Below are 20,242 nucleotides of genomic sequence, written 5' to 3' on the forward strand. Positions count from 1 at the left end.
AACTAATGTCCCGTGGACCCTTTCCGAAGGGGGACCGATGACCCACCCCGACCCGGGCTCCTCCCGTCGCCGCTTCCTCGGCCTGGTGGGCCTCGGCGTGGCCGCGACCACCGCCGGCCCGCTGCTCGCCGGCTGCTCCGAGAAACCGGCCGGCTCCGGCGGCGCCCAACAGCTCGACGCCGTCTCCGGCGTGTTGCCGACGCACAAGGACCTGACCGGCGGCGTCAAGCCCGACATCGTCGGGACCCGGCCGGTGGCCGACGGATACACCAGCTATCCGGCCACCCTGGTCGACGCCGTCAGCGGCAAGCCGGGCACCAGCGGCAAGCAGGTCACCGCGATGACGCCCGCCTGGGGGGCGGCGCCGCCCGGCATCGCCCAGAGCGCCTACCTCCAGGCCGTCAACGCCGAACTGGGCACGCCGGTCACCTTCACCATCCAGGACGGCGTCACCTACGCCGACAAGCTCAACGCCATGCTCAGCGCGCGGGACGTGCCGGAGCTGCTCTGCGTACCGGGGTGGGAGGTGGAGAAGATCCCGCGCTTCGCCGAGGCGATCAAGGTGCTCTTCGAGGACCTCACCGACCACCTCAGGGGCGACGCCGTCGACGCGTACCCGATGCTGGCCAGCTTTCCGACCGGCGCCTGGCGCGAGGCGGTCTGGAACGAGCGGCTGGTGTCCGTGCCCAACCCCACCGACTCGCCGTTCCCGTGGGTGCTGTTCACCCGCAAGGACCTGCTCGACGCGCGCGGCCTGGCCGTGCCGTCGAACCTCGACGACCTGCTCACCGTCGCCAAGCAGGTCACCGACCCGGCCCGCAAGGTGTGGGCGTTCGACGACGTCTTCGCCATGATCCAGATGTTCCACCGGGTCCCCGCCTCCAAGCAGGGATGGCGGCTGCGCTCCGACGGGACGCCGGAGTTCAAGTACGAGACGCCGGAGTTCCGCCAGGCTCTCGAGGTGATGGCCAGGATCTACCAGGACGGCCTGGTCCACCCGGACGTCGTGGCCAGTCGGGGCGCGGACGCCAAGCAACTGTTCGCCAAGAACGGCGCCATCGTGTTCAAGCAGGACGGCATGGGCATGTGGCAGGGCGCCCAGGCCGAGCACCAGAAGACCAACCCCACGTTGAACATCCAGGCGGTGCCGGTCTTCTCCGCCACCGGCGGCGACCCGCTGGTCTGGCGGGCGGACAAGCCGATCTCCTACACCTTCGTCAGGAAGGGCCTCGGCAGGGACCGGGTCCAGGAGCTGCTGCGGATCATCAACTGGTGCTCCGCGCCGCTGGGCAGCCAGGAGGCTCAGCTCCGCGACTTCGGCGTCGAGGGCCGGCACCACACCAGGTCGCCGAACGGGCCGGTGAAGACCGACCTGGCGTTCAAGGAGATCGCCAACCAGTACTTCTTCATCAGTGGTCGCAACCCCACCATCGGGCCGTTCCCGGACACCCCCCGCTACGTCCCGGACGTGCTGAACTACTCCAACCAGATGGTCAGGTTCCTGGAGAAGGACCCCTGGGACGGGGTGAAGCTGGAGATGCCGGCCGCCTACAAGGCCAACCAGGTGCCGACGGAGGACAAGTTCACCGACCTCCTGCGCGGCCGGCGTCCGATGAGCGACGTGGACGCCATCGTCGCCGAGTGGAAGGCGGGCGGCGGGGAGGAAGCCCGCAAGCTGCTCGCCGACTCGCTGCCGAAGACGGCCAAGTGAGCGAGCCGGCCGTCGTGGTCGGGCCCGAGCCGGCCCGCCCCGACGCCCCGGCCCGCGCGCCGCGCCGTCGCCGCGTGCCGCTGGGCACCCGGCTGCGCCGCGACTGGCAGCTGCTGGCCATGGTGGCGCCCGGTCTCGGCATCCTGCTGGTCTTCAGCTACCTGCCGATCGCCGGCAACGTCATCGCGTTCCAGGACTACAACCCCTACCTGGGCGACAACCCGTGGCAGGCGTTCACGCACAGCAACTGGATCGGCTTCGGCCAGTTTCAGCTCCTCTTCGACGACCCGGCGTTCTGGGACGCGTTCCGCAACACCCTCGCCATCACGGCGTTCCAGTTGGTGTTCTTCTTCCCGCTGCCGATCGTGTTGGCGGTCATGCTGCACAACCTGCTCTCCAGCCGGCTGCGCGGCCTCGTCCAGACGATCGTCTACCTGCCGCACTTCTTCAGCTGGGTGCTGGTGGTCACCTTCTTCGTGGCCATGTTCGGCGGCGCGGGACTGCTGGCGCAGACCATGCGCGACGCCGGCATGCAGCCGTGGAACGTGATGACCGATCCGGACACGTTCATCGTCCTGGTCACCGCCGAGGCGGTGTGGAAGGACGTGGGCTGGGGCACCATCGTCTTCCTGGCCGCGCTGTCCACGATCGACCAGAGCCTCTACGAGGCGGCCGCCGCGGACGGCGCCGGGCGGTGGCGACGGCTGTGGCACATCACGCTGCCCGGCCTGCGCCCGGTGATCGTGCTGCTGCTCATCCTGCGTCTCGGCGACGCGCTCTCGGTCGGCTTCGAGCAGTTCCTGCTGCAACGCGACGCGGTCGGCCGGCAGGCCGCCGAGGTGCTCGACACCTTCGTCTACCACTTCTCCATCGCCACCGGAAACTACGGCTACGGCGCGGCGGCCGGGCTGTTCAAGGCCGTCGTCGGCCTCGTGCTGATCCTCGCCGCGAACCGGGTGGCGCACCTGCTCGGCGAACGAGGGATCTACGCGAAGTCATGACCGCGACCAGCCGCCGGTCGACCGGCACGCGCCCCCGCCGGCCGGTGTGGGAGGAACGACCGAACCCGGTCGGCCAGGCGCTCAAGGCCGTCCTGCTCACCCTGCTGGTGGCCGGGGTGCTCTTTCCGCTCTGGGTGATCCTGGTGACCAGCCTCTCCTCCCGCGAGACGATCGCCGCCGCCGGTGGCCTGGTGGTCGTGCCGAAGGGCATCGACACCTCGGCGTACCGGACCATCCTGGCCGGCGGGGCGGTCACCCGGGCGCTGTGGATCAGCACGCTGGTCACCGTGCTCGGCACGGTGATCGCGCTGACCGTCACCGTGCTGGCCGCGTACGGGCTGTCCCGGCCGGGCTCGCTGGGTCACCGCTGGCTGCTCGCGTACTTCCTGATCCCGTTCCTGGTCTACCCGCCGCTGGTGCCGCGCTACCTGGTGGTCACCGGGCTGGGCCTGAAGGACACCGTCTGGGCGCTCGTCCTGCCGCCGGCGATCAGCGTGTTCAACCTCGTCGTGGTGCGCGGGTTCTTCCAGGGCATCCCGCAGGAGCTGCTGGACAGCGCCCGCATCGACGGCGCGAGCGACTTCCGTACCCTCGGGCGGATCGTGCTGCCGCTGTCCCGCGCGGTGATCGCCGTGGTCGGCCTCTTCTACGCGGTCAGCTACTGGAACGTGTGGTTCGACGCGTTGCTGTTCATCGACCGCAACGACATGTACCCGATCCAGCGGGTGTTGCAGAGCTACCTGCTGGCCGGGCAGGCGCCGCACACCTCGGGCGGCACCACCGGGGTGACCATGCCACCGACCGAGGCGATCAAGATGGCGGTGGTGGTGCTGACCGTCGCGCCGATCGTCGCGGTCTACCCGTTCGTCCAGCGGCACTTCGTCAAGGGCGTGCTGATCGGCGCGGTCAAGGGCTGACGCCTGCGCTCACAGCACCTGGGACAGGAACCGCCGCAGCCGCGGGTGCTCGGGCGCCTCGAACAGGGCGGCCGGCGGCCCGGCCTCCAGCACCACGCCGGCGTCCATGAACGCGACCGTGTCGGCCACGGTGCGGGCGAAGCCCATCTCGTGCGTGACCACCACCATCGTCATGCCGGCGGCGGCGAGGTCCGCCATCACCGCGAGCACGCCCTTGACCAGCTCCGGGTCCAGCGCCGAGGTGGCCTCGTCGAAGAGCATCACCTGCGGGCGCAGCGCGAGCGCCCGGGCGATGGCCACGCGCTGCTGCTGGCCGCCGGAGAGCTGCGCCGGCCGGGAGTCGGCCTTCGCGGCCAGCCCGACCAGGTCGAGCTGGGCGCGGGCGAGCGCCACCGCCTCGTCCTCGTCGAGCTTCTTGAGCTTGCGCAGCGCGAGCGTGACGTTGCGCAGCACGCTCAGGTGCGGGAAGAGGTTGAACTGCTGGAACACCATGCCGATCCGCTGCCGCAACGCGTCCGGGTCGTCGCCCAGCACGCTGCGTCCGTCCAGCAGGACGTCGCCCCGGTCCGGCTCGATCAGCCGGTTGATCGTGCGCAGCAGCGTGGACTTGCCGGAGCCGGACGGTCCGATCACGCAGGCCGTGCCGCCGCGGGCCACGTCCAGGTCCGCGCCGCGCAACACCCGGTGCGCGCCGAAGGCCAGGTGCACGTCGCGCACGGTGAGGCTGACCGAGGTGACGGTGCCGGTGGTCATCGAGGGTTCCCTCCGGTCGGGCTGACGCCGGCCGGCGTCAGGTCGGGCTCGGGCTCGGGCGGCGCGGCCGGGCGGCCCTGCCGCAGCCGCCGGTCCAGCCAGTTGACCGCGTGCGTCAGCGGCACGGTCAGGACCAGGTAGAACAGGCCGGCGAGCAGCAACGCGGACTGGTTGCCGGTGTTCGCCGCGTAGTCCTGGCCGATCCGGAACAGCTCGCGCTGGCTGGCCAGCAGGCCGAGGAAGTAGACCAGGCTGGAGTCCTTGATCAACGCGATCAGCTGGTTGACCCAGGCGGGCAGCACCCGGCGGACACCCTGCGGGATGATCACCAGCCGCATCGACTGGGCCCAGGAGAAGCCGAGCGCCCGCGCGCCCTCCAACTGGGCCGCCTCCACGCTCAGGATGCCGGCTCGGAAGATCTCGCCCAGGTAGGCGGCGGCGATCAGGGACAGCGCCAGCACGCCCAGCGGGTAGGGGTTCGGTCCCCACACCTCCATGCCCAGCGGCGCCAGGCCGACGCCGATGAGCAGGATGGTCGCCGCGGCCGGCAGGCCGCGGAACACGTCGGTGTAGACCCGGGCCGGCCACCGCAACCACCGGGTACGCGAGATGCCCGCGACGGCCAGCAGCATGCCCAGCACCGAACCGAGCAGGGCGGCGGAGACCGCCAGGATCAGCGTGTTGGGCAGCCCGACGGTCAGCATCTCGGGCAGCGCCTCGCGCATCGAGTCACCGTCGAAGAAGGTCTCCCAGAGGGTGCTCAGTGGATCCATCGTTCCTCCGTCCGCTCCGCTCGAATCCGGTCGTCCGCTCAGGAGGCGGCCGACGGCGACGGCACCGGGACCGAGCCGCTGCCGGGCGTGAAGTCGGCCGGGATCGGCCGGCCCGGGTAGTACTGCGCCTGCAGGCGGCTCCAGGTGCCGTCGGCGATCACCTCGTCGAGCCCCTTGTCCAGCGCCTCGCGCAGCTTGTCGTTGCCCTTGGCCACGGCGTACGCGGTCGGGGCCGGGCTGAGCTGCTTCGCCGCGACCGTGATCTTGCCGTTGCTGTCCGCGGCGGACTTGTCACCGATCTCGGCGGGCGCGATCCAGGCGTCGGCGGTGCCGGCCTTGAGCTGGTTGACCGCACCGTTGTAGTCGGGCACCCGCACCGGGTCCAGCTTCTCCCGGGTGGCGAAGTCGTCCTGCACGGTGCCCTGGACGACCACGACCCGCTTGCCGGCGAGCTGGTCGAACCCGGTGATCGGGGAGCCGGCCGGCACGTCCAGGCCGAAGTAGCCGAAGTCGTAGCCGTTGCCGAAGTCGACGGTCTTCTTCCGCGCCTCGGTGACGGTGATCGAGGAGCTGCCGACGTCGAACTTGCGGTTGTTGACCTGGGACAGCAGGGCGGAGAAGTCGGTGCCGACGAACTCGACCTTGAGGCCGACCTTGCCGGCGACGGCGGTGAGCAGGTCGTTGTCGAAGCCGGTGAACTTCCCGTCCTTCAGGTAGACGTTCGGCGGCGCGTCGGTGAGCGTGCCGGCCCGGATCACCCCGGGCTGGAGCAGGCCGTACGGGTTGGCGGCCCCGTCGGTGGAGTCGTTCCCGCCGCACGCGGTCAGCGCGGTCGCGGCGAGCACGGCGGCGGCGCCGACGGCGGCGGCGCGGGTCAGGACGGTACGGATACGCACGATGTCTCTCCAGAGTGGACGGACACGCGGGGCGCGTGCCGGTGCCGGCGCCGCCGGGCACGGCGGGGCCGGGAAGGGTGGATCGGGGAAGGGGGAAGCGCTCGCTCAGCGCGCGTCGCGACAGGCGTCGCTGCACACCCGCATCAGGTCGACGTGGCGACGCTTGACCAGCGCGACGCCGGCCGGGTGCGCGGCGGTGTCGCCGGTGCGGGTGGAGGGTGGTGCCAACATCGGTCTCCCTGGTCGGTCGGTGCTGACCTGGGTGCCAGGCCACGCTTGCGCCGACGGCTGCCGGCGCCTGGTCCTCACCCGGAGCACCCCACCGTGGAGGAGGGTTGCCGGCCAGCGAGCCGGGGCTTGACGCTGGCGCTCATGACCTGCCCGGAAGGCTAGCAGCAGGTCCGTGCCGGCCGTCCAGCCGTTATGACCACCCTCACGAACCGCGCCTCACCCGACCGGACCTGAGGGACTTGCTATGCAACAAAGTGCATAGCATGATGGCCGGCATGTCGCTGGAGCACGCCATCCTCGTCTCGCTGCTGGAGCGGCCGGCCTCCGGCTACGAGCTGGCCCGGCGCTTCGACCGCTCGATCGGCCGCTTCTGGACCGCCACCCACCAGCAGATCTACCGCGTGCTCAAGCAGATGGCCGAGGACGACCGGATCACCGGCGAGGAGGTCGGTCAGGAGGGCCTGCCGGACAAGAAGGTCTGGTCGGTCACCCCGACCGGCCGGGCCGCGCTGCTCGGCTGGTTGCACGCCCCGGTGCGACCGGAGGCGGTCCGGCACGAGCTGGCCGTCAAGATCCGCGGCGCCGCGTTCGACGACGCCGCCGGGCGCGCCACCCTGGTCGCCGAGGTCGAGCGTTACCGCGCCGACCACGAGACCGTCCTCGCCGGCTATGTGGCCGGCGAACGCCGCGACTTCCCGGACGCCGTCGCACCCGACGCCCGGGCGGCGCTGCAGCACGTCGTGCTGCGCGGCGGCATCGCGTACGAGCGGATGGTGCTGGCCTGGCTGGACGACGTCCTGGCCACCCTCCGCGCCCTCGACCCCGACCCGGAAAGGCCACCCGCGTGAGCGACCCGCTGCTGTTCCACCCGCACCACTACGACCCCGCCGACCTCGACGAGACCTCGCGCCGGCTGCTGCGCGCCACCGTCGACTGGTTCGAGACCCGGGGCAAGCGCGCCCTGGTCGACAGCTACAACACGCACGAGTGGTACGCCGACTTCCTCGCCTTCGCCGCCCGGGAAGGCCTCTTCGCCACCTTCCTCACCCCGTCCGCCGACGGCGGCGACGACAAGGACAAGCGCTGGGACACCGCCCGCAACGCGGCGCTCAGCGAAATCCTCGGCTTCTACGGCCTCGGCTACTGGTACACCTGGCAGGTCACCGTGCTCGGCCTCGGGCCGGTGTGGCAGAGCGGCAACGCCGCCACCCGGGCCCACGCCGCCGAGCTGCTCGACCAGGGCCACGTGATGGCCTTCGCGCTCTCCGAGCGGTCGCACGGCGCCGACATCTACGCCACCGACATGCTGCTCACCCCCGACGGCGAGGGCGGTTTCCGGGCCACCGGCGGCAAGTACTACATCGGCAACGGCAACGTCGCCGGCCTGGTCTCGGTCTTCGGCCGGCGCGCCGACGTCGAGGGCCCGGAGGGGTACGTGTTCTTCGCCGCCGACAGCCGGCACCCGGCGTACCGGCTGGTCCGCAACGTGGTCAACGCCCAGATGTACGTCTCCGAGTTCCGGCTGGAGGACTACCCGGTGCGGGAGCGGGACGTGCTGCACACCGGCCCGGCCGCGTTCGACGCCGCGCTGAACACGGTGAACATCGGCAAGTTCAACCTCTGCACCGCGTCCATCGGCATCTGCGAGCACGCCATGTACGAGGCGGTCACCCACGCCCACGGCCGCGTGCTCTACGGCCGGCGGGTCACCGACTTCCCGCACGTGCGCCGCGAGCTGACCGACGCGTACGCCCGCCTGGTGGCGATGAAGCTGTTCAGCGACCGGGCGGTGGACTACTTCCGCTCGGCCGGCCCGGACGACCGTCGCTACCTGCTGTTCAACCCGATGACCAAGATGAAGGTCACCACCGAGGGCGAGAAGGTGATCGACCTGCTCTGGGACGTGATCGCCGCGAAGGGCTTCGAGGCCGACACCTACTTCGACAAGGCCGCCAAGGACATCCGCGGCCTGCCGAAGCTGGAGGGCACGGTGCACGTCAACCTGGCCCTGATCCTCAAGTTCATGCCGAACTACCTGTTCCGGCCGCAGCCGCACCCGGCGGTGCCGACCCGGCGCGACGCGGCCGACGACGAGTTCCTGTTCCGCCAGGGCCCGGCCCGGGGGCTCGGCGCGATCCGGTTCCACGACTGGCGGGCCGCGTACGACGCGCACGCCCACCTGCCCAACGTGGCCCGCTTCCGGGAGCAGGCCGACGGGCTGGTCGCGCTGCTCGCCGCCCACGCGCCGGACGAGACGCAGCAGCGTGACCTGGACTTCCTGCTCACCATCGGCCAGCTCTTCGCGCTCGTCGTCTACGGCCAGCTGATCCTGGAACAGGCCGAGCTGACCGGCCTCGACGCGGCCCTGCGCGACGAGATCTTCGACCTGCTGGTCCGGGACTTCTCCGGGTACGCCACCGAGCTGCACGGCAAGGCGGCCACCACCGACGAGCAGGCCGCCTGGGCGCTCGCCCACGTCCGCCGGCCGGTGGTCGACGCCGACCGCACGGCCCGGGTGTGGCAGCGGGTGGTCGACCTGGCCGGCGCGTACGAGATGCGACAGTGACCGGCGGAATCCGGGCGCGCGCCGGCGGGTCCGGCCGGTAGGTTGCACGGATGTTCGCGCTCGCCCTGACCGACGACGCCGAGCTGCGCCCGTTGCAGCCCTGGCACGCCGACGAGTTCCTCGCCAACCTCGACCGCTGCCGCGAGCATATCGCGCCCTGGGTCGGCGCGTCCTTCGTCGCCACCGACGCCGCGTCGGCCCGCACGGTCCTCCAGGCGTACGCCGACCGCTGGGCCCGTGACGACGGCGGCATCTGGGGCATCTGGCTGCGCGGCACCCTCGTCGGGGGAGTGCTGCTGGTGTCGCTGAGCACCGCGCGCGGGGTGTGCGAGGCCGGCTGCTGGCTGGAGCCGGCCGCCGAGGGGCAGGGCCTGGTCACCCGGGCCGCCCGGGTCGTCATCGACTGGGCGGTCCGGGAGCGCGGCATCCACCGGGTCGAGTGGGTGACCCGGGTCGGCAACGAGCGCAGCATCGCCGTGGCCCGCCGGCTCGGCATGCGCCGCGACGGGGTGCTGCGGGGCGCCGCGCCGGTGCCGGAGGGGCGGGCCGACATGGAGGTCTGGTCCGTGCTGGCACCCGAGTGGACGACCTGAGACGGTTTCTTGTCGTACCCGGACGTCAACATGTGTCCATGGCTGTCCCCGCACTGGCCGACCGGTCTCCCCAGCCGCGCGCCCTGCCGCTGCGCGAGGTCCGCACCCGGCTCACCCAACTCGTCTCGCTCGCCGAGCTGACCGACACCGTCACCGTGGTCACCCGCGACGGCGACCCGCGTCCGATCGCCGCGATCGTGCCCGCGCCGGCGGCCCGCACCGCGGCCCAGGCCCGCGCCGACGCCGACCGGGTCACCGCCGTCAGCGCCGGATGGGCCCGCCGCCTGGAGGAGCTGCACCGGCAGTCCGGCCGACGGCACGCCGCCGAGCTGCGCGCGCTGACCGACGCGCTCGCCGAGGCCTGGGCCGAGCTGGAGCGGCGGGCGCCGGCCGGCGATCCGGCGCTGGCCCGGCTCCGCGCCGCCCACGCCGACCTCCTGCGCCCCTGACCCGGCGTCGTCGTGCCGCGCACACCCCCGTGGCGCGCGGCACGACGACCGTCCGAGCGGCGGCCCGCGCGAGCGGCGACGCCCGGGTTCGGGTCGCTCCGGCTCAGGACTCGACCGGCCCGGCGGCGGCGTCGGCGCGCAGCCCGTGCGCGGCGATGTCGTCGGCGACCTCCAGGCCGAGGCGCACCCCGCCGACGTTGCGGCCGAGGTCGACCCGCCCGTCGTCGTCCAGCGCGAACGCGTCGAACGACCAGTGCACACCCAGGTAGACCCGGCTCAGGCCGTTCTCCTCGATCATCTGCCACAGGCCGTCGGGGAACCGGCGCGCCCAGCGCGGCCGGACCGTGCCGGTGTTGTCCACGCTGACCCCGTTCAGCTCGTCGGAGACGAACTCCAGCCCGTCGGCCAGGTCGTCCGGGCCGTGGTCGCCCTGGCCGTAGAAGCGCCGGACCGACTGCAACGCGGCGGCCCCGAAGCTGGCGTGACCGGAGGGGTACGCCGGGAAGTTCGGCGTGCGGTTCTTCTGCCCGACGCTGTTGGTGTGCGGCGCGCCGAGCGGCAGCCAGCCGATGTCGGCGGCCCCGTCGAGCGCCGCGTCGCCGACGCCGGTCGGGCCCAGCGCGCCGTCGTGCTCCCGGATGCCGACCACCGGGCGCCACAGGTCGTGGCGATACTTCTCCGTCCAGCAGAGGATGCCGGCGTCGGCCATGGCCACGTTGACCAGCGCGAAGAGCCTCGCGTTGGCGGTCACGTCGTTGCCCCGCGCCCGGGCCACGGCCCGGACGATCTGGTTGTAGAGCCGGGGCGGGGTGCCGATCCCGCGCGCGCCGTCGTACGCCCAGAACAGCCCGACGGCGGTCTCGGCGGCCGTGCGCCGCGGCAGCCGCTCCGGCAGCGTGCCGGCCAGGTGCGGGGCGATGCCCTTGCCGCGCACCTGGCGCAGCGACCGCTCGTACGCCCGGTCGCCCGGCCGCGGCGGCTCGTCGAGCTCGTGGCGGGTGGTGACCGCGAAGCAGCGGGACCGGGCGCCGTAGAAGGGGGCGTGGAAGCCCTGGCCCGGGTTGTCCGGGTCGACGCGGTGGCGCTGCCGGGCGAGCGACGGCACGTACCCGTCGTCGTCGAGTCCCGGGTCGGCGGCGCGCCGGCGCAGCACCTCCTCGGCGACCCGCCGGCCGTAGTCGTGCCCGGCCGCGTCGTGCTTGCCGGCGACCAGCCCGGCGGCGAGGTGACGTGCCTCCAGGAACCCGCGCTGCGTCGGGTGGAGGGCGGCCAGCGCGGTCCGGGCCGCGGCGGCGACGGCGGCGTCCGGGTCGGCCCCGGCCGGCGGCTGCGGCAGCCGGTCACCCAACCACGGCTCGTACGCGCCGGTGAGCCCGACGAGCGCGTCGTGCATGGCCAGGTGCGCGACGGCCAGCGCGCGGGCGCTGCCCACCGGCCCCTGGGACCGCGCCTCGCCGGCGTCACCCGTGGTGTGGGTGACCCGGTTCGCCTCCAGGGCGACCTCGTTCCAGTACAGGATCTGATCCACGACTTCCCCCGATGTGATCCGTTGGTGAATGGCGGCGGGACATGCCGTCTCCACAACGGATCGCAATTCGGGAAATGGGCGCGATCAGCGCCTGGAATGCCGTCCGGATCGGCCGTCGGATCCGCCGGCGCGCGCCATCATCGGGCGCACGACGTGCGGAAACCATTCCCCGTTGGGTCCCCGTGGTCAACGGCGACCACCGGAGGGGCGGCCCGCCGCGCCGACGTCGGAATGCGAATCGATGTCGGCTGGTCCATGGTTGCGGCGCCCCGCCGGGCGGGTCAAGGCGGGCGCGGCGGAATTGTGTCCACTGTCGGGGAATGGGCACCCGACGATGTCCTTGCAACCATCACGGGGTCGTGCGTATCCGCAGGTCACGACGGCGCCCGGGCGGAAGTCCGCCCGGGCGCCGTCGGTCGGGTCAGTTCCGGCCGCGTTCGGCGCGGTAGCGGCGGATCAGTTCGGCGGTGGAGGTGTCCACGTCGGCCAGGTCCGGGTCGGGGCCGGTCAGCTTCGGCGCGAGCTGGTTGGCCATGACCTTGCCCAACTCCACGCCCCACTGGTCGAAGGCGTTGATGTCCCAGACCGCGGCCTCGGTGAAGACGATGTGCTCGTAGAGCGCGATCAGCTGGCCCAGCGTCGCCGGGGTGAGCTTCGGCGCCAGGATCGAGGTGGTCGGGTGGTTGCCCGCCATCACCCGGTGCGGCACCACCTCGGGCGCGGTGCCCTCCGCCTCCACCTGCTCGCGGGTTCGCCCGAAGGCCAGCGCGGCGGTCTGGGCGAAGAAGTTCGACATGAACAGGTCGTGCATGTCGCCCAGGTCGTGGTTGGGCCGGCTGAACGCGATGAAGTCCGCCGGGATCAACCGGGTGCCCTGGTGGATGAGCTGGTAGAACGCGTGCTGCCCGTTGGTCCCGGGCTCACCCCAGAAGATCTCCCCGGTCGGGTAGGTGACCGGGGAGCCGTCGACGCGTACCGACTTGCCGTTGCTCTCCATGGTGAGCTGCTGCAGGTACGCCGGGAACCGGTGCAGGTACTGCGCGTACGGCAGCACGGCGTGGGTCTCCGCGCCGAGGAAGTCGGTGTACCAGACGTTGAGCAGCCCGAGCAGCGCCGGCACGTTGCGCTCGACCGGGGCGGACCGGAAGTGCTCGTCGACCGCGTGGTAGCCGGCCAGCATCTCCCGGAACCGGTCCGGCCCGATCGCCAGCATCACCGACAGGCCGACCGCCGAGGGCAGCGAGTAGCGCCCGCCCACCCAGTCCCAGAAGCCGAACATGTTCTCCGGGTCGATGCCGAAGTCGCGGACCCGCTGCTCGTTGGTGCTCACCGCGACGAAGTGCCGGGCCACCGCGTCGTCGTCGGCGTCCAGCCCGGCGAGCAGCCAGCGGCGCGCCTGGTCGGCGTTGGCCAGCGTCTCCTGGGTGGAGAACGTCTTCGACACCACCACGAACAGGGTGGTCGCGGGGTCCAGGTCGGCGGTCTTGTCGTGGATGTCGGTCGGGTCGATGTTGGACACGAACCGGCAGCTGATCCCCGCGTCCCGGTACGCCTTGAGCGCCTCGTACGCCATCACCGGGCCCAGGTCAGACCCACCGATGCCGATGTTCACCACGGTGTTGATCCGCTCGCCGGTGTGGCCGCGCCACGAGCCGGAGCGCACCCGCTGCGCGAAGGCGGACATCCGGTCCAGCACGGCGTGCACGTCGGCGACGACGTCCTGGCCGTCCACGGTGAGCGAGGTGTCGCGGGGCAGGCGCAGCGCGGTGTGCAGCACGGCCCGGTCCTCGGTGACGTTGATGTGCCGCCCGGCGAACATGGCCGCGATCTTGTCGGCCAGGCCGACCCGCTCGGCGAGCGCGCCGAGCAACGCGACCGTCTCGTCGGTGACCAGGTTCTTGCTGTAGTCCACGTGCAGGTCGGCGACCTCACCGGTGAGCCGTTCGCCCCGCTGCCCGTCGGCGGCGAAGAGGTCGCGCAGGTGCGTGCCGCGCATCGCCTCGGCGTGCTTGCGCAGCGCCTGCCATTCGTCCGTGGTGGTGACGTCCACAGCCATCGGGTCGATCTTCTCCTTCGCGACGGGGCGGTCGGCGGGCCCGCGCCCGCGACCCCACCAGCCTGCCACCCGGGGCCGGTACGCGCGACGCGACGCGACATCGCCCACCCTGTGGGCTCACGCCGGGCGGGGTGGGACACACCGTTGCGACACCTGTTCGACACGCCGAACACGGGGAGACATCGAGCGGTAGCTCACCGTAAGCTCCCTCTGGCTGGCCGTGCGGAGGAGGCGTGTATGGCAACGGTGATCGGCCCCCGGCCCCCGTCCGACGGGGACGCGCCGGCGGAGGGCGCGGCGGCCGGGGAGTCTCCGCTGCCGGAGCTGGCCGACGGGCACTGGATGAACCGGGCCACCGAGTTCGCGCACACCAGCTTCTGGGCGGTGGCCCGCCGGCTGCCCGCGCTCGTCCGCGAGGCCGTCGGCCTCGCCTGGGCGACCAGCCGCCGCGACACCGCCGCCTCGATCGGGCTCAACATCGCCGCCGGCGTGCTCACCACGTGCGGCCTGCTCGCCACCACCGGCGTGCTGCGGCAGCTCTTCGCCGCCGGCCCCACGCCCGACCGGATCCGCGCGGCCCTGCCGGCGCTCCTGCTCGCGGCCGCCGCCGTGACCGGCCGGGGCGCGTTGACCGTGGCCGCGGGCTGGGCCCAGGCCCGGCTCATCCCGCAGATCAACTACCAGGTGGAGCTGCGGCTCTTCGAGGCGACCACCGCCGTCGAGCTGGCCGCCTTCGACGACGCGGGCTTCGCCGAGGAGATGGACCGCGCCCGCGACCGGGGCATGGCCGAGGCGGCGTCGATCGTGGACCACACGGTCAACCTGGTGACCGGGGTGGTGGGCGTGCTGGCCACCGCCGCCGCGGTCACCGTCATCCAGCCGGTGCTGTTGCCCTGCCTGCTGCTCGCCGCGGTGCCCGAGGCGGTCACCGCGGTCAAGCTGGCCCGCCGGCAGTACCTCGCGATCCTGGCCTGGATCACCCGGCGTCGCCGGATGTTCATGCTGGCCCGGCTGATGGCCGACCGGCACACTGCCGCCGAGATCCGGGCCTACCAGATGCGCGACTTCCTGCTCGCCGAATACCACCGGATGATGACCGTGGAGACCCAGGCCCAGCTGCGGCTGGCCCGATCGCAGACCGTCACCCGCGCGATGGGCCTGTCGGTGACCGGCGTCGCCGCGTTCGCCGTCTACGCGGTGCTCGGCGGGCTGCTGCTCACCGGCGTGGTGGCGCTGGCCGCGGCGGCCACCGCGCTGCTCGCCCTCCAGTCCGCCCGCAGCAGCCTGCGCACCGCCGTCTTCGCCACCAACTCGCTCTACGAGGACGCCCTCTACTACCAGGACTACCGGGACTTCCTCGACCGGGCCGGGCGGCGGATACCGACCGGGGGGCAGCAGCCGGTCGACGGGTTCGAGCGCATCGACCTCGACCGGGTCTGCCTGCGCTACCCGGACACCGACGGCGCCGCCGTCGACGAGGTCAGCCTCACCATCCGGCGCGGCGAGGTGGTCGCGTTGGTGGGGGAGAACGGGTCCGGCAAGACCACGCTGGCGAAGCTGATCGCCGGGCTCTACCGACCCACCGGCGGCGCGATCCGCTGGGACGGGGTGGACGCCGCCGAGCTGGACCCGCGCGAGGTCGCCGCCCAGGTGGCGGTGATGAGCCAGGACTGGTGGAAGTTCCCGTTCACCGCCCGGCAGAACATCCGGGTCGGCCGGCACGACCGGGCCGACGGCCCCGGCCCGAGCGTCGAGTCCGCCGCCCGGGAGGCCGCCGCGCACGACATGATCAGCGAACTGCCCTTCGGGTACGACACGCTGCTGGACCGACAGTTCAAGGACGGGCAGGACCTGTCCGGCGGCCAGTGGCAGCGACTGGTGGCCGCCCGGGGCCTCTACCGCGACGCCCGACTGCTGATCTGCGACGAACCCTCCGCCGCGCTGGACGCGCGGGCCGAGCACGCGCTCTTCCAACACCTGCGGCGGCGTCCGGACCGGGCCGTCGTCCTGATCACCCACCGGTTGGCCAACGTCCGGCACGCCGACCAGATCTTCGTCCTGGACCACGGCCGGCTCGTGCAGCACGGCGACCACGACGCGTTGATGGCGCAGGCCGGGCCCTACCGGGAGCTGTTCGAACTCCAGGCGGCCGGCTACCTGGCCGGCGCCGGGGAGGCCGCCGCCGACCGTTGACCTCCAGCGCACTCGAACTCCTACGGTGACCGGACCGGCCGCCGCCCGGTCAGCGCGGCGTCACCCACCATGGAGTCCACATGCGCTATCGCGTCCTCGGCGGCACCGGCATCGAGGTCAGCGTCCACTGCCTCGGCACGATGATGTTCGGCGCCGTCGGCAACCCCGACCACGACGACTGCGCCCGCATCGTGCACGCCGCGCTCGACCGCGGCGTCAACATGGTGGACACCGCCGACATGTACTCGGCGGGCGAGTCGGAGGTGATCGTCGGCAAGGCCCTGCGGGGCCGGCGCGACGACGTGGTGCTCGCCACGAAGGTGCACTTCCCGATGGGCGAGGGACCCAACCGGGGCGGCAACTCACGCCGGTGGATCGTCCGCGCCGTCGAGGACAGCCTGCGCCGGCTGGGCACCGACTGGATCGACCTCTACCAGGTGCACCGACCCGATCACACCACCGACGTCGAGGAGACGCTCGCCGCGCTCAGCGACCTGGTCCGGGCCGGCAAGATCCGGGCGTTCGGCTGCTCGACGTTCCCGGCGGAGGAGATCGTCGAGGCGCAGCACGTCGCCGAACGGCGCGCGCTCGGCCGGTTCCGCAGCGAGCAGCCGCCGTACTCGATCCTGGCCCGGGGGATCGAGGCGTCGGTGCTGCCGGTGTGCCTCCGCCACCGGATGGGCGTGCTGGTGTGGAGCCCACTGGCCTCCGGCTTCCTGTCCGGCCGGTACCGACAGGGCCAGCCGGTGGACCTCACCTCGGGCCGACCGGCGCGCACCCCGGCCCGGTTCGACCCGGAGCTGCCCGGCAACGCCGCCAAGTACGCCGCCGTCGAGCACCTCGTCGCGCTCGCCGACGAGGTGGGCTGCACGTTGCCGCAGCTCGCCGTGGCGTTCACCGCGGCGCACCCCGCGGTCACCTCGACCATCATCGGGCCGCGCACCATGGACCAGCTCGACGCGCTGCTCGCGGGGGCGGCGCTGACGCTCGACGACGCGGTGCTCGACCGGATCGACGAGATCGTCCCGCCCGGGGTGAACCTCTACCAGCCCGACGGCGTCTGGTCCCCGCCCGCGCTGACCGACCCGTCCCGACGTCGCCGCCCGATGCCGGAGCGCGCCGCCGCCTGACGGCCCCCAGCGCTGCCTACGCGGAGGGTGCCGCAGCCTGGCCGCTCATCGGCCCGTCCCACCCGGTCGCTCCGCTGGCCGAGGACCAGCCCTTCGCCAGCGCCCCACCCCATCACCGGTCCCCGCACAACCCGCGCGCGCTGACGTCTCCGCCTCCGCGCGTAGATCTTGGTAGCGAACGGCCCCCATAGGGGCCCTTTCCTACCAAGATCTTCGCGATTCCTGTGTGGTGGGAGGCGGTTCCTGGAATGCGGGAGCGGAGTCGGCCGGTGCGTGGTTGAACGGCGCGGTGTCGAGCGGGGGCGGTAAAGGGGTGGGTGGTTGCTGGGGAGAGCGGGCTGGGGCAGGATCGCCGGAATGCTCCGCCTCCGCCCTCGCCGCGCCGCTGTCGTCGCCGTGCTGGCCCTGCTCACCGCCGGGTGCTCCACCTCCGGCGCCGATCCCGACGCGTCGGGACCCGGCACCAGCGCATCCGGCAGCAACTCGTCCAGCACCGACGCATCCGGCGCCGGCGCACCGGGCGCGGCGAGAGGCGGCGCCACCATCGCGCCCGGTACCGCTGGCACGACGTCGGTGGCGCCGTCACCGGCCGCGCGTACCGGGATCGGGGCCCGGCCGAGCGCGTCGGCCGGGCCGTGCGCGGTCTTCCCGGCCGACAACGTCTGGCACGCCGACGTGACCCGGCTGCCGGTGCACGCCCGGTCGGCCGCGATGGTCGGCGCTATCGGCGCCGACGCCACCGTGCACGCCGACTTCGGCTCCGGGACGTGGGAGGGCGCGCCGATCGGCATCCCGGTCACCGTCGTCCCGGCCGGGCAACGGCGGGTGCCGGTCACGTTCGGGTACGCCGACGAGAGCGACAGCGGGCCGTACCCGATCCCGCCCGACGCGAAGGTGGAGGGCGGCCCGTCCGGCACCGGCGACCGGCACGTGATCGTCTGGGACCGCGGCGCCTGCCGGGCGTACGAGCTGTTCGACGCGCACCGCTCCGGGGCCGGGTGGCGGGCCGGCTCGGGCGCGGTGTTCGACCTGCGGTCCAACCGGATGCGCCGGGCCGGCTGGACCTCCGCCGACGCGGCCGGGCTGTCCGTGCTGGCCGGGCTGGTGCGCTACGACGAGGTGGCGGCCGGTCGGATCGACCACGCGATCCGGGTGACCGTGCCGCGTACCCGCACCGGCTGGACGTGGCCGGCCAGCCACTCCGCCTCGTCGGCCACCGACCCGGCGCTGCCGCAGCTCGGCCAGCGGCTGCGGCTCAAGCGTTCGGTCGACCTGTCCGGGTTGCCCCGGCAGGCCCGGATCGTGGCCGAGGCGATGCGTCGCCACGGACTGATTGTGGCCGACCACGGCTCCGCCTGGTACATCTCCGGAGCCCCGGACCCGCGCTGGGACAACGACGCCCTGCACGCGCTGGACCGCCTGCGCGGCGGCGACTTCGAGGTGGTGGACGCCGCCGGCCTGATGGTCGCCCCGACGTCGGCCGCCACCCGCTGAGCGGAACGTCGACCACCGAGCCCGCCCCCGGCTGGGCGCGCTGGTCGGCCCGTCGCCGGATGAACCCGGTCGACGTGGCCGGGCCGGGCGCCCACACTGTCCGGATGGAACATCGTGACCTGGTCCGGGTGAGCAAACGCATGTCGCTGGCGTTGCGCCACCGCCCCGACCGGTTCCAGCTGACGCTCGACCGGGCCGGCTGGACGCCGGTCGCCGACCTGCTCGCCGCGCTGCGGATCAGCCGCGCCGACCTCGACGCCGTGGTGGCCGGCAACGACAAGCAGCGTTTCGCCGTCGAGGCCGGCCCGGACGGCGCCGACCGTATCCGGGCCAACCAGGGGCACTCCGTCCCGGTCGACCTCGGCCTGACCCCGGCGACGCCGCCGGGCCGACTCTTCCACGGCACCGCCGAGGACGTACTGCCCGCCATCCGGGCCGAGGGACTGCGCCGGGGGCGCCGGCACCACGTACACCTGTCGCCGGACGTGGCGACGGCCCGGCGGGTCGGCGCGCGCCGGGGCGGCGCGGTGGCCGTGCTCGCGGTCGACGCCGCAACCATGGCCGCGCAAGGCTACCTGTTCTACCGCTCCGCGAACGGGGTGTGGCTCACCGACACCGTGCCGCCCGGCTACCTGACGGTCAGCACGCCGTGACCGGGTGCGCCACCACGGCGTCGAACAGGTACGCGAGGTCGTTCGGGGCGGCCCGGTCGGGCTGACCGGCGCCGGTGCGGTCGGTGGCGCGGGCGCGCAGCACGTGCCGGCCGGCGGCCGGTGGACGCCAGCGCGCGGTCCAGCGCTGCCAGGGGCCGCCCCGGTCGGTCGCGACCAGGTCGGCCGGTCGCCACCCGTCGCCGGTGTCCACCTCGACGCGCTCGATCGGGCCGTTGCCGGACCAGGACCGGCCGTGCAGCAGCACGTCCTCGCCGGCCGGGACGCGGGCGTCCCACGCCAGCTCGAACGCGCTCTTCACCGGCTGCGCGCCGAGCACCGTGCCGTCGGCCGGGTGCCCGGGGCCGAACAGCCGGTAGAACTGGGTGTTCCATGGTGAGAACAGGGGAGTGGTGGAAACCTCGACCGGTCCCACCCACTTGATCGAGGAGATGCCGATCCAGCCGGGCACCACCACCCGCACCGGGAAACCGTGGTCGGCCGGCAGCGGCTCACCGTTCATCTCGTACGCCAGCAGCACGTCGTCGAGGGCCTTGGCCACCGGCAGCGGGCGGCGCACCGGTCCGAGGTCGACCCCGCCGGTCACGTAGTGCGGATCGAGGCCCTCGGGCATCACGTCGACCGCCTCGTCGCGCAGCCCGGCCAGGCGCAGCACCGTGCCCAGCCGCACGCCGCGCCAGCGGGCCACGCCGACGCCGCCCAGCCCCCAGGCCACGCCGGGGGTCGGTTGGTCCTGCTGCTCGGCGAAGAACCGCCGCCCGTTGCCGGCGCACTCCAGCAGCGCGGGGCGCTCCTCGGCGGGCAGCCGGCGCAGGTCGTCGAGGCCGAACTCGACCGGGGCGTCGCGGGTGGGCGCGCCGCGCAGGCCGTCGCCGAACAGGCGCAGCCGCCAGGTCGTCGGGTCGAGGTGGGGGGTGACGGTGTGGTTGCGGACGAAGAAGCGGTCGTTGGGCACCACGTACCCCTGGCCGGCCATCGCCGACCAGCGCATCTCGGCGTTGGTGTCCAGCGGGCGCAGCAGCGCCGCCGGCAGCGGCTTGGCGATCGGCGTACCCGGGTCGACGCCGACCGGGGCCGGCGCCACCGCGACCGGCTCGCGCTCCGCGGCGGCGGCGGTCACCGCGGCCATGGCGGCACCCAGCTCCAGCAGCCGCGCGCGGTCGACGCCCGCGCCGTGCGCCTGCCCGGCGAGCCACTGCCGGCTCCGTTCGGCGTCGTGGACGGCTTCGGCGGGTGACGGGGAACGGCTCACGGGTGACCTCCGGGCTGGGCGACGCTGC

General features: G+C 73.1%; 18 protein-coding genes and 1 riboswitch. Of the genes, 11 read left to right on the plus strand and 7 right to left on the minus strand.

Translation table 11 applies throughout. From position 1 onward, the window contains the following. The first annotated feature begins 37 nt into the window (after positions 1-37). Genes COO58_RS08460 through COO58_RS08470 form a run of 3 tightly spaced genes read left to right on the plus strand, consistent with a single transcriptional unit; the run spans position 38 to position 3,629 of the window. Positions 38-1,711, plus strand: a complete 1,674-nt coding sequence (locus tag COO58_RS08460; protein WP_098744470.1) for an extracellular solute-binding protein — start codon at positions 38-40, stop codon at positions 1,709-1,711. Then, on the plus strand, positions 1,708-2,712 hold the full coding sequence (locus COO58_RS08465; RefSeq protein WP_098744472.1) for a sugar ABC transporter permease: 1,005 nt from the start codon (positions 1,708-1,710) through the stop codon (positions 2,710-2,712). The genes COO58_RS08460 and COO58_RS08465 overlap by 4 nt, the downstream gene beginning before the upstream one ends. After that, a complete protein-coding gene (locus tag COO58_RS08470; protein WP_098744473.1) occupies positions 2,709-3,629 on the plus strand; it encodes a carbohydrate ABC transporter permease in 921 nt (306 codons plus the stop codon). The genes COO58_RS08465 and COO58_RS08470 overlap by 4 nt, the downstream gene beginning before the upstream one ends. A gap of 9 nt (positions 3,630-3,638) precedes the next feature. Here COO58_RS08470 and COO58_RS08475 read toward each other — a convergent pair whose 3' ends face one another. From COO58_RS08475 to COO58_RS30655, 4 genes are all read right to left on the minus strand, one after another. Then, entirely contained in the window at positions 3,639-4,382 is a 744-nt protein-coding gene (locus COO58_RS08475; RefSeq protein ID WP_098744475.1) for an amino acid ABC transporter ATP-binding protein, read from the minus strand. Further along, positions 4,379-5,155, minus strand: coding sequence for an amino acid ABC transporter permease (locus COO58_RS08480; RefSeq protein WP_098744476.1), 777 nt, complete (start codon positions 5,153-5,155; stop codon positions 4,379-4,381). The genes COO58_RS08475 and COO58_RS08480 overlap by 4 nt, the downstream gene beginning before the upstream one ends. A 38-nt stretch (positions 5,156-5,193) precedes the next feature. Further along, a complete protein-coding gene (locus COO58_RS08485; RefSeq protein WP_098744478.1) occupies positions 5,194-6,051 on the minus strand; it encodes an ABC transporter substrate-binding protein in 858 nt (285 codons plus the stop codon). A 105-nt stretch (positions 6,052-6,156) separates the two neighbouring features. After that, on the minus strand, positions 6,157-6,282 hold the full coding sequence (locus tag COO58_RS30655) for a hypothetical protein (protein ID WP_255292558.1): 126 nt from the start codon (positions 6,280-6,282) through the stop codon (positions 6,157-6,159). 36 nt (positions 6,283-6,318) lie between these two features. Next, a riboswitch (SAM riboswitch) is annotated at positions 6,319-6,429 on the minus strand. A 116-nt stretch (positions 6,430-6,545) separates the two neighbouring features. Here COO58_RS30655 and COO58_RS08490 point away from each other — a divergent pair. Genes COO58_RS08490 through COO58_RS08505 form a run of 4 tightly spaced genes read left to right on the plus strand, consistent with a single transcriptional unit; the run spans position 6,546 to position 9,890 of the window. Then, a complete protein-coding gene (locus COO58_RS08490) occupies positions 6,546-7,130 on the plus strand; it encodes a PadR family transcriptional regulator (protein ID WP_255292559.1) in 585 nt (194 codons plus the stop codon). Next, positions 7,127-8,848 carry an acyl-CoA dehydrogenase family protein gene (locus tag COO58_RS08495; RefSeq protein ID WP_098744480.1) on the plus strand — a complete coding sequence of 574 codons (1,722 nt, stop codon included), beginning with the start codon at positions 7,127-7,129 and terminating at the stop codon, positions 8,846-8,848. The genes COO58_RS08490 and COO58_RS08495 overlap by 4 nt, the downstream gene beginning before the upstream one ends. 50 nt (positions 8,849-8,898) lie before the next feature. Further along, positions 8,899-9,441 (plus strand): GNAT family N-acetyltransferase, encoded by a 543-nt coding sequence (locus tag COO58_RS08500; protein WP_098744481.1) that lies wholly within the window; start codon positions 8,899-8,901, stop codon positions 9,439-9,441. Between the two features lie 38 nt (positions 9,442-9,479). Then, positions 9,480-9,890: a hypothetical protein gene (locus COO58_RS08505; RefSeq protein ID WP_091577498.1), complete on the plus strand. Its 411-nt coding sequence runs from the start codon at positions 9,480-9,482 to the stop codon at positions 9,888-9,890. A gap of 103 nt (positions 9,891-9,993) precedes the next feature. On the opposite strand, the gene COO58_RS08510 is transcribed toward COO58_RS08505, so the two are convergent. Beyond that, positions 9,994-11,418 (minus strand): vanadium-dependent haloperoxidase, encoded by a 1,425-nt coding sequence (locus COO58_RS08510; protein WP_098744483.1) that lies wholly within the window; start codon positions 11,416-11,418, stop codon positions 9,994-9,996. Positions 11,419-11,839: 421 nt separating this feature from the next. After that, positions 11,840-13,474, minus strand: coding sequence for a glucose-6-phosphate isomerase (gene pgi, locus COO58_RS08515; RefSeq protein ID WP_098746198.1), 1,635 nt, complete (start codon positions 13,472-13,474; stop codon positions 11,840-11,842). A 237-nt stretch (positions 13,475-13,711) separates the two neighbouring features. Between pgi and COO58_RS08520 the strand changes: the two genes are divergently transcribed. From COO58_RS08520 to COO58_RS08535, 4 genes are all read left to right on the plus strand, one after another. Next, positions 13,712-15,667: an ABC transporter ATP-binding protein gene (locus tag COO58_RS08520; protein WP_098744484.1), complete on the plus strand. Its 1,956-nt coding sequence runs from the start codon at positions 13,712-13,714 to the stop codon at positions 15,665-15,667. Positions 15,668-15,747: 80 nt separating this feature from the next. Then, positions 15,748-16,797 carry an aldo/keto reductase gene (locus tag COO58_RS08525; RefSeq protein WP_098744486.1) on the plus strand — a complete coding sequence of 350 codons (1,050 nt, stop codon included), beginning with the start codon at positions 15,748-15,750 and terminating at the stop codon, positions 16,795-16,797. A 357-nt stretch (positions 16,798-17,154) separates the two neighbouring features. Beyond that, on the plus strand, positions 17,155-18,291 hold the full coding sequence (locus COO58_RS08530) for a hypothetical protein (RefSeq protein WP_141561872.1): 1,137 nt from the start codon (positions 17,155-17,157) through the stop codon (positions 18,289-18,291). 104 nt (positions 18,292-18,395) lie between these two features. Continuing rightward, complete coding sequence (locus COO58_RS08535; RefSeq protein ID WP_098746199.1) at positions 18,396-18,944, plus strand: RNA 2'-phosphotransferase; 549 nt, start codon at positions 18,396-18,398, stop codon at positions 18,942-18,944. Here the strand turns inward: COO58_RS08535 and COO58_RS08540 are convergent. Then, on the minus strand, positions 18,931-20,214 hold the full coding sequence (locus tag COO58_RS08540; protein ID WP_091574050.1) for a sulfite oxidase: 1,284 nt from the start codon (positions 20,212-20,214) through the stop codon (positions 18,931-18,933). The two genes, COO58_RS08535 and COO58_RS08540, sit on opposite strands and share 14 nt — an antisense overlap. Positions 20,215-20,242: the final 28 nt, after the last annotated feature.

Source organism: Micromonospora sp. WMMA1996 (genome assembly GCF_002573675.1).
In the GTDB taxonomy this organism is placed as follows: Bacteria; Actinomycetota; Actinomycetes; order Mycobacteriales; family Micromonosporaceae; genus Micromonospora; species Micromonospora sediminicola.

Excerpts from the sequence above, each read along its gene's own strand:
- COO58_RS08460 (WP_098744470.1), top strand. The coding sequence starts at position 38 with ATGACCCACCCCGACCCGGGCTCCTCCCGTCGCCGCTTCCTCGGCCTG.
- COO58_RS08470 (WP_098744473.1), top strand. The coding sequence starts at position 2,709 with ATGACCGCGACCAGCCGCCGGTCGACCGGCACGCGCCCCCGCCGGCCG.
- COO58_RS08475 (WP_098744475.1), bottom strand. The coding sequence starts at position 4,382 with ATGACCACCGGCACCGTCACCTCGGTCAGCCTCACCGTGCGCGACGTG.
- COO58_RS08480 (WP_098744476.1), bottom strand. The coding sequence starts at position 5,155 with ATGGATCCACTGAGCACCCTCTGGGAGACCTTCTTCGACGGTGACTCG.
- COO58_RS30655 (WP_255292558.1), bottom strand. The coding sequence starts at position 6,282 with ATGTTGGCACCACCCTCCACCCGCACCGGCGACACCGCCGCGCACCCG.
- COO58_RS08490 (WP_255292559.1), top strand. The coding sequence starts at position 6,546 with ATGATGGCCGGCATGTCGCTGGAGCACGCCATCCTCGTCTCGCTGCTG.
- COO58_RS08500 (WP_098744481.1), top strand. The coding sequence starts at position 8,899 with ATGTTCGCGCTCGCCCTGACCGACGACGCCGAGCTGCGCCCGTTGCAG.
- COO58_RS08505 (WP_091577498.1), top strand. The coding sequence starts at position 9,480 with ATGGCTGTCCCCGCACTGGCCGACCGGTCTCCCCAGCCGCGCGCCCTG.
- pgi (WP_098746198.1), bottom strand. The coding sequence starts at position 13,474 with ATGGCTGTGGACGTCACCACCACGGACGAATGGCAGGCGCTGCGCAAG.
- COO58_RS08520 (WP_098744484.1), top strand. The coding sequence starts at position 13,712 with ATGGCAACGGTGATCGGCCCCCGGCCCCCGTCCGACGGGGACGCGCCG.
- COO58_RS08525 (WP_098744486.1), top strand. The coding sequence starts at position 15,748 with ATGCGCTATCGCGTCCTCGGCGGCACCGGCATCGAGGTCAGCGTCCAC.
- COO58_RS08530 (WP_141561872.1), top strand. The coding sequence starts at position 17,155 with ATGCTCCGCCTCCGCCCTCGCCGCGCCGCTGTCGTCGCCGTGCTGGCC.
- COO58_RS08535 (WP_098746199.1), top strand. The coding sequence starts at position 18,396 with ATGGAACATCGTGACCTGGTCCGGGTGAGCAAACGCATGTCGCTGGCG.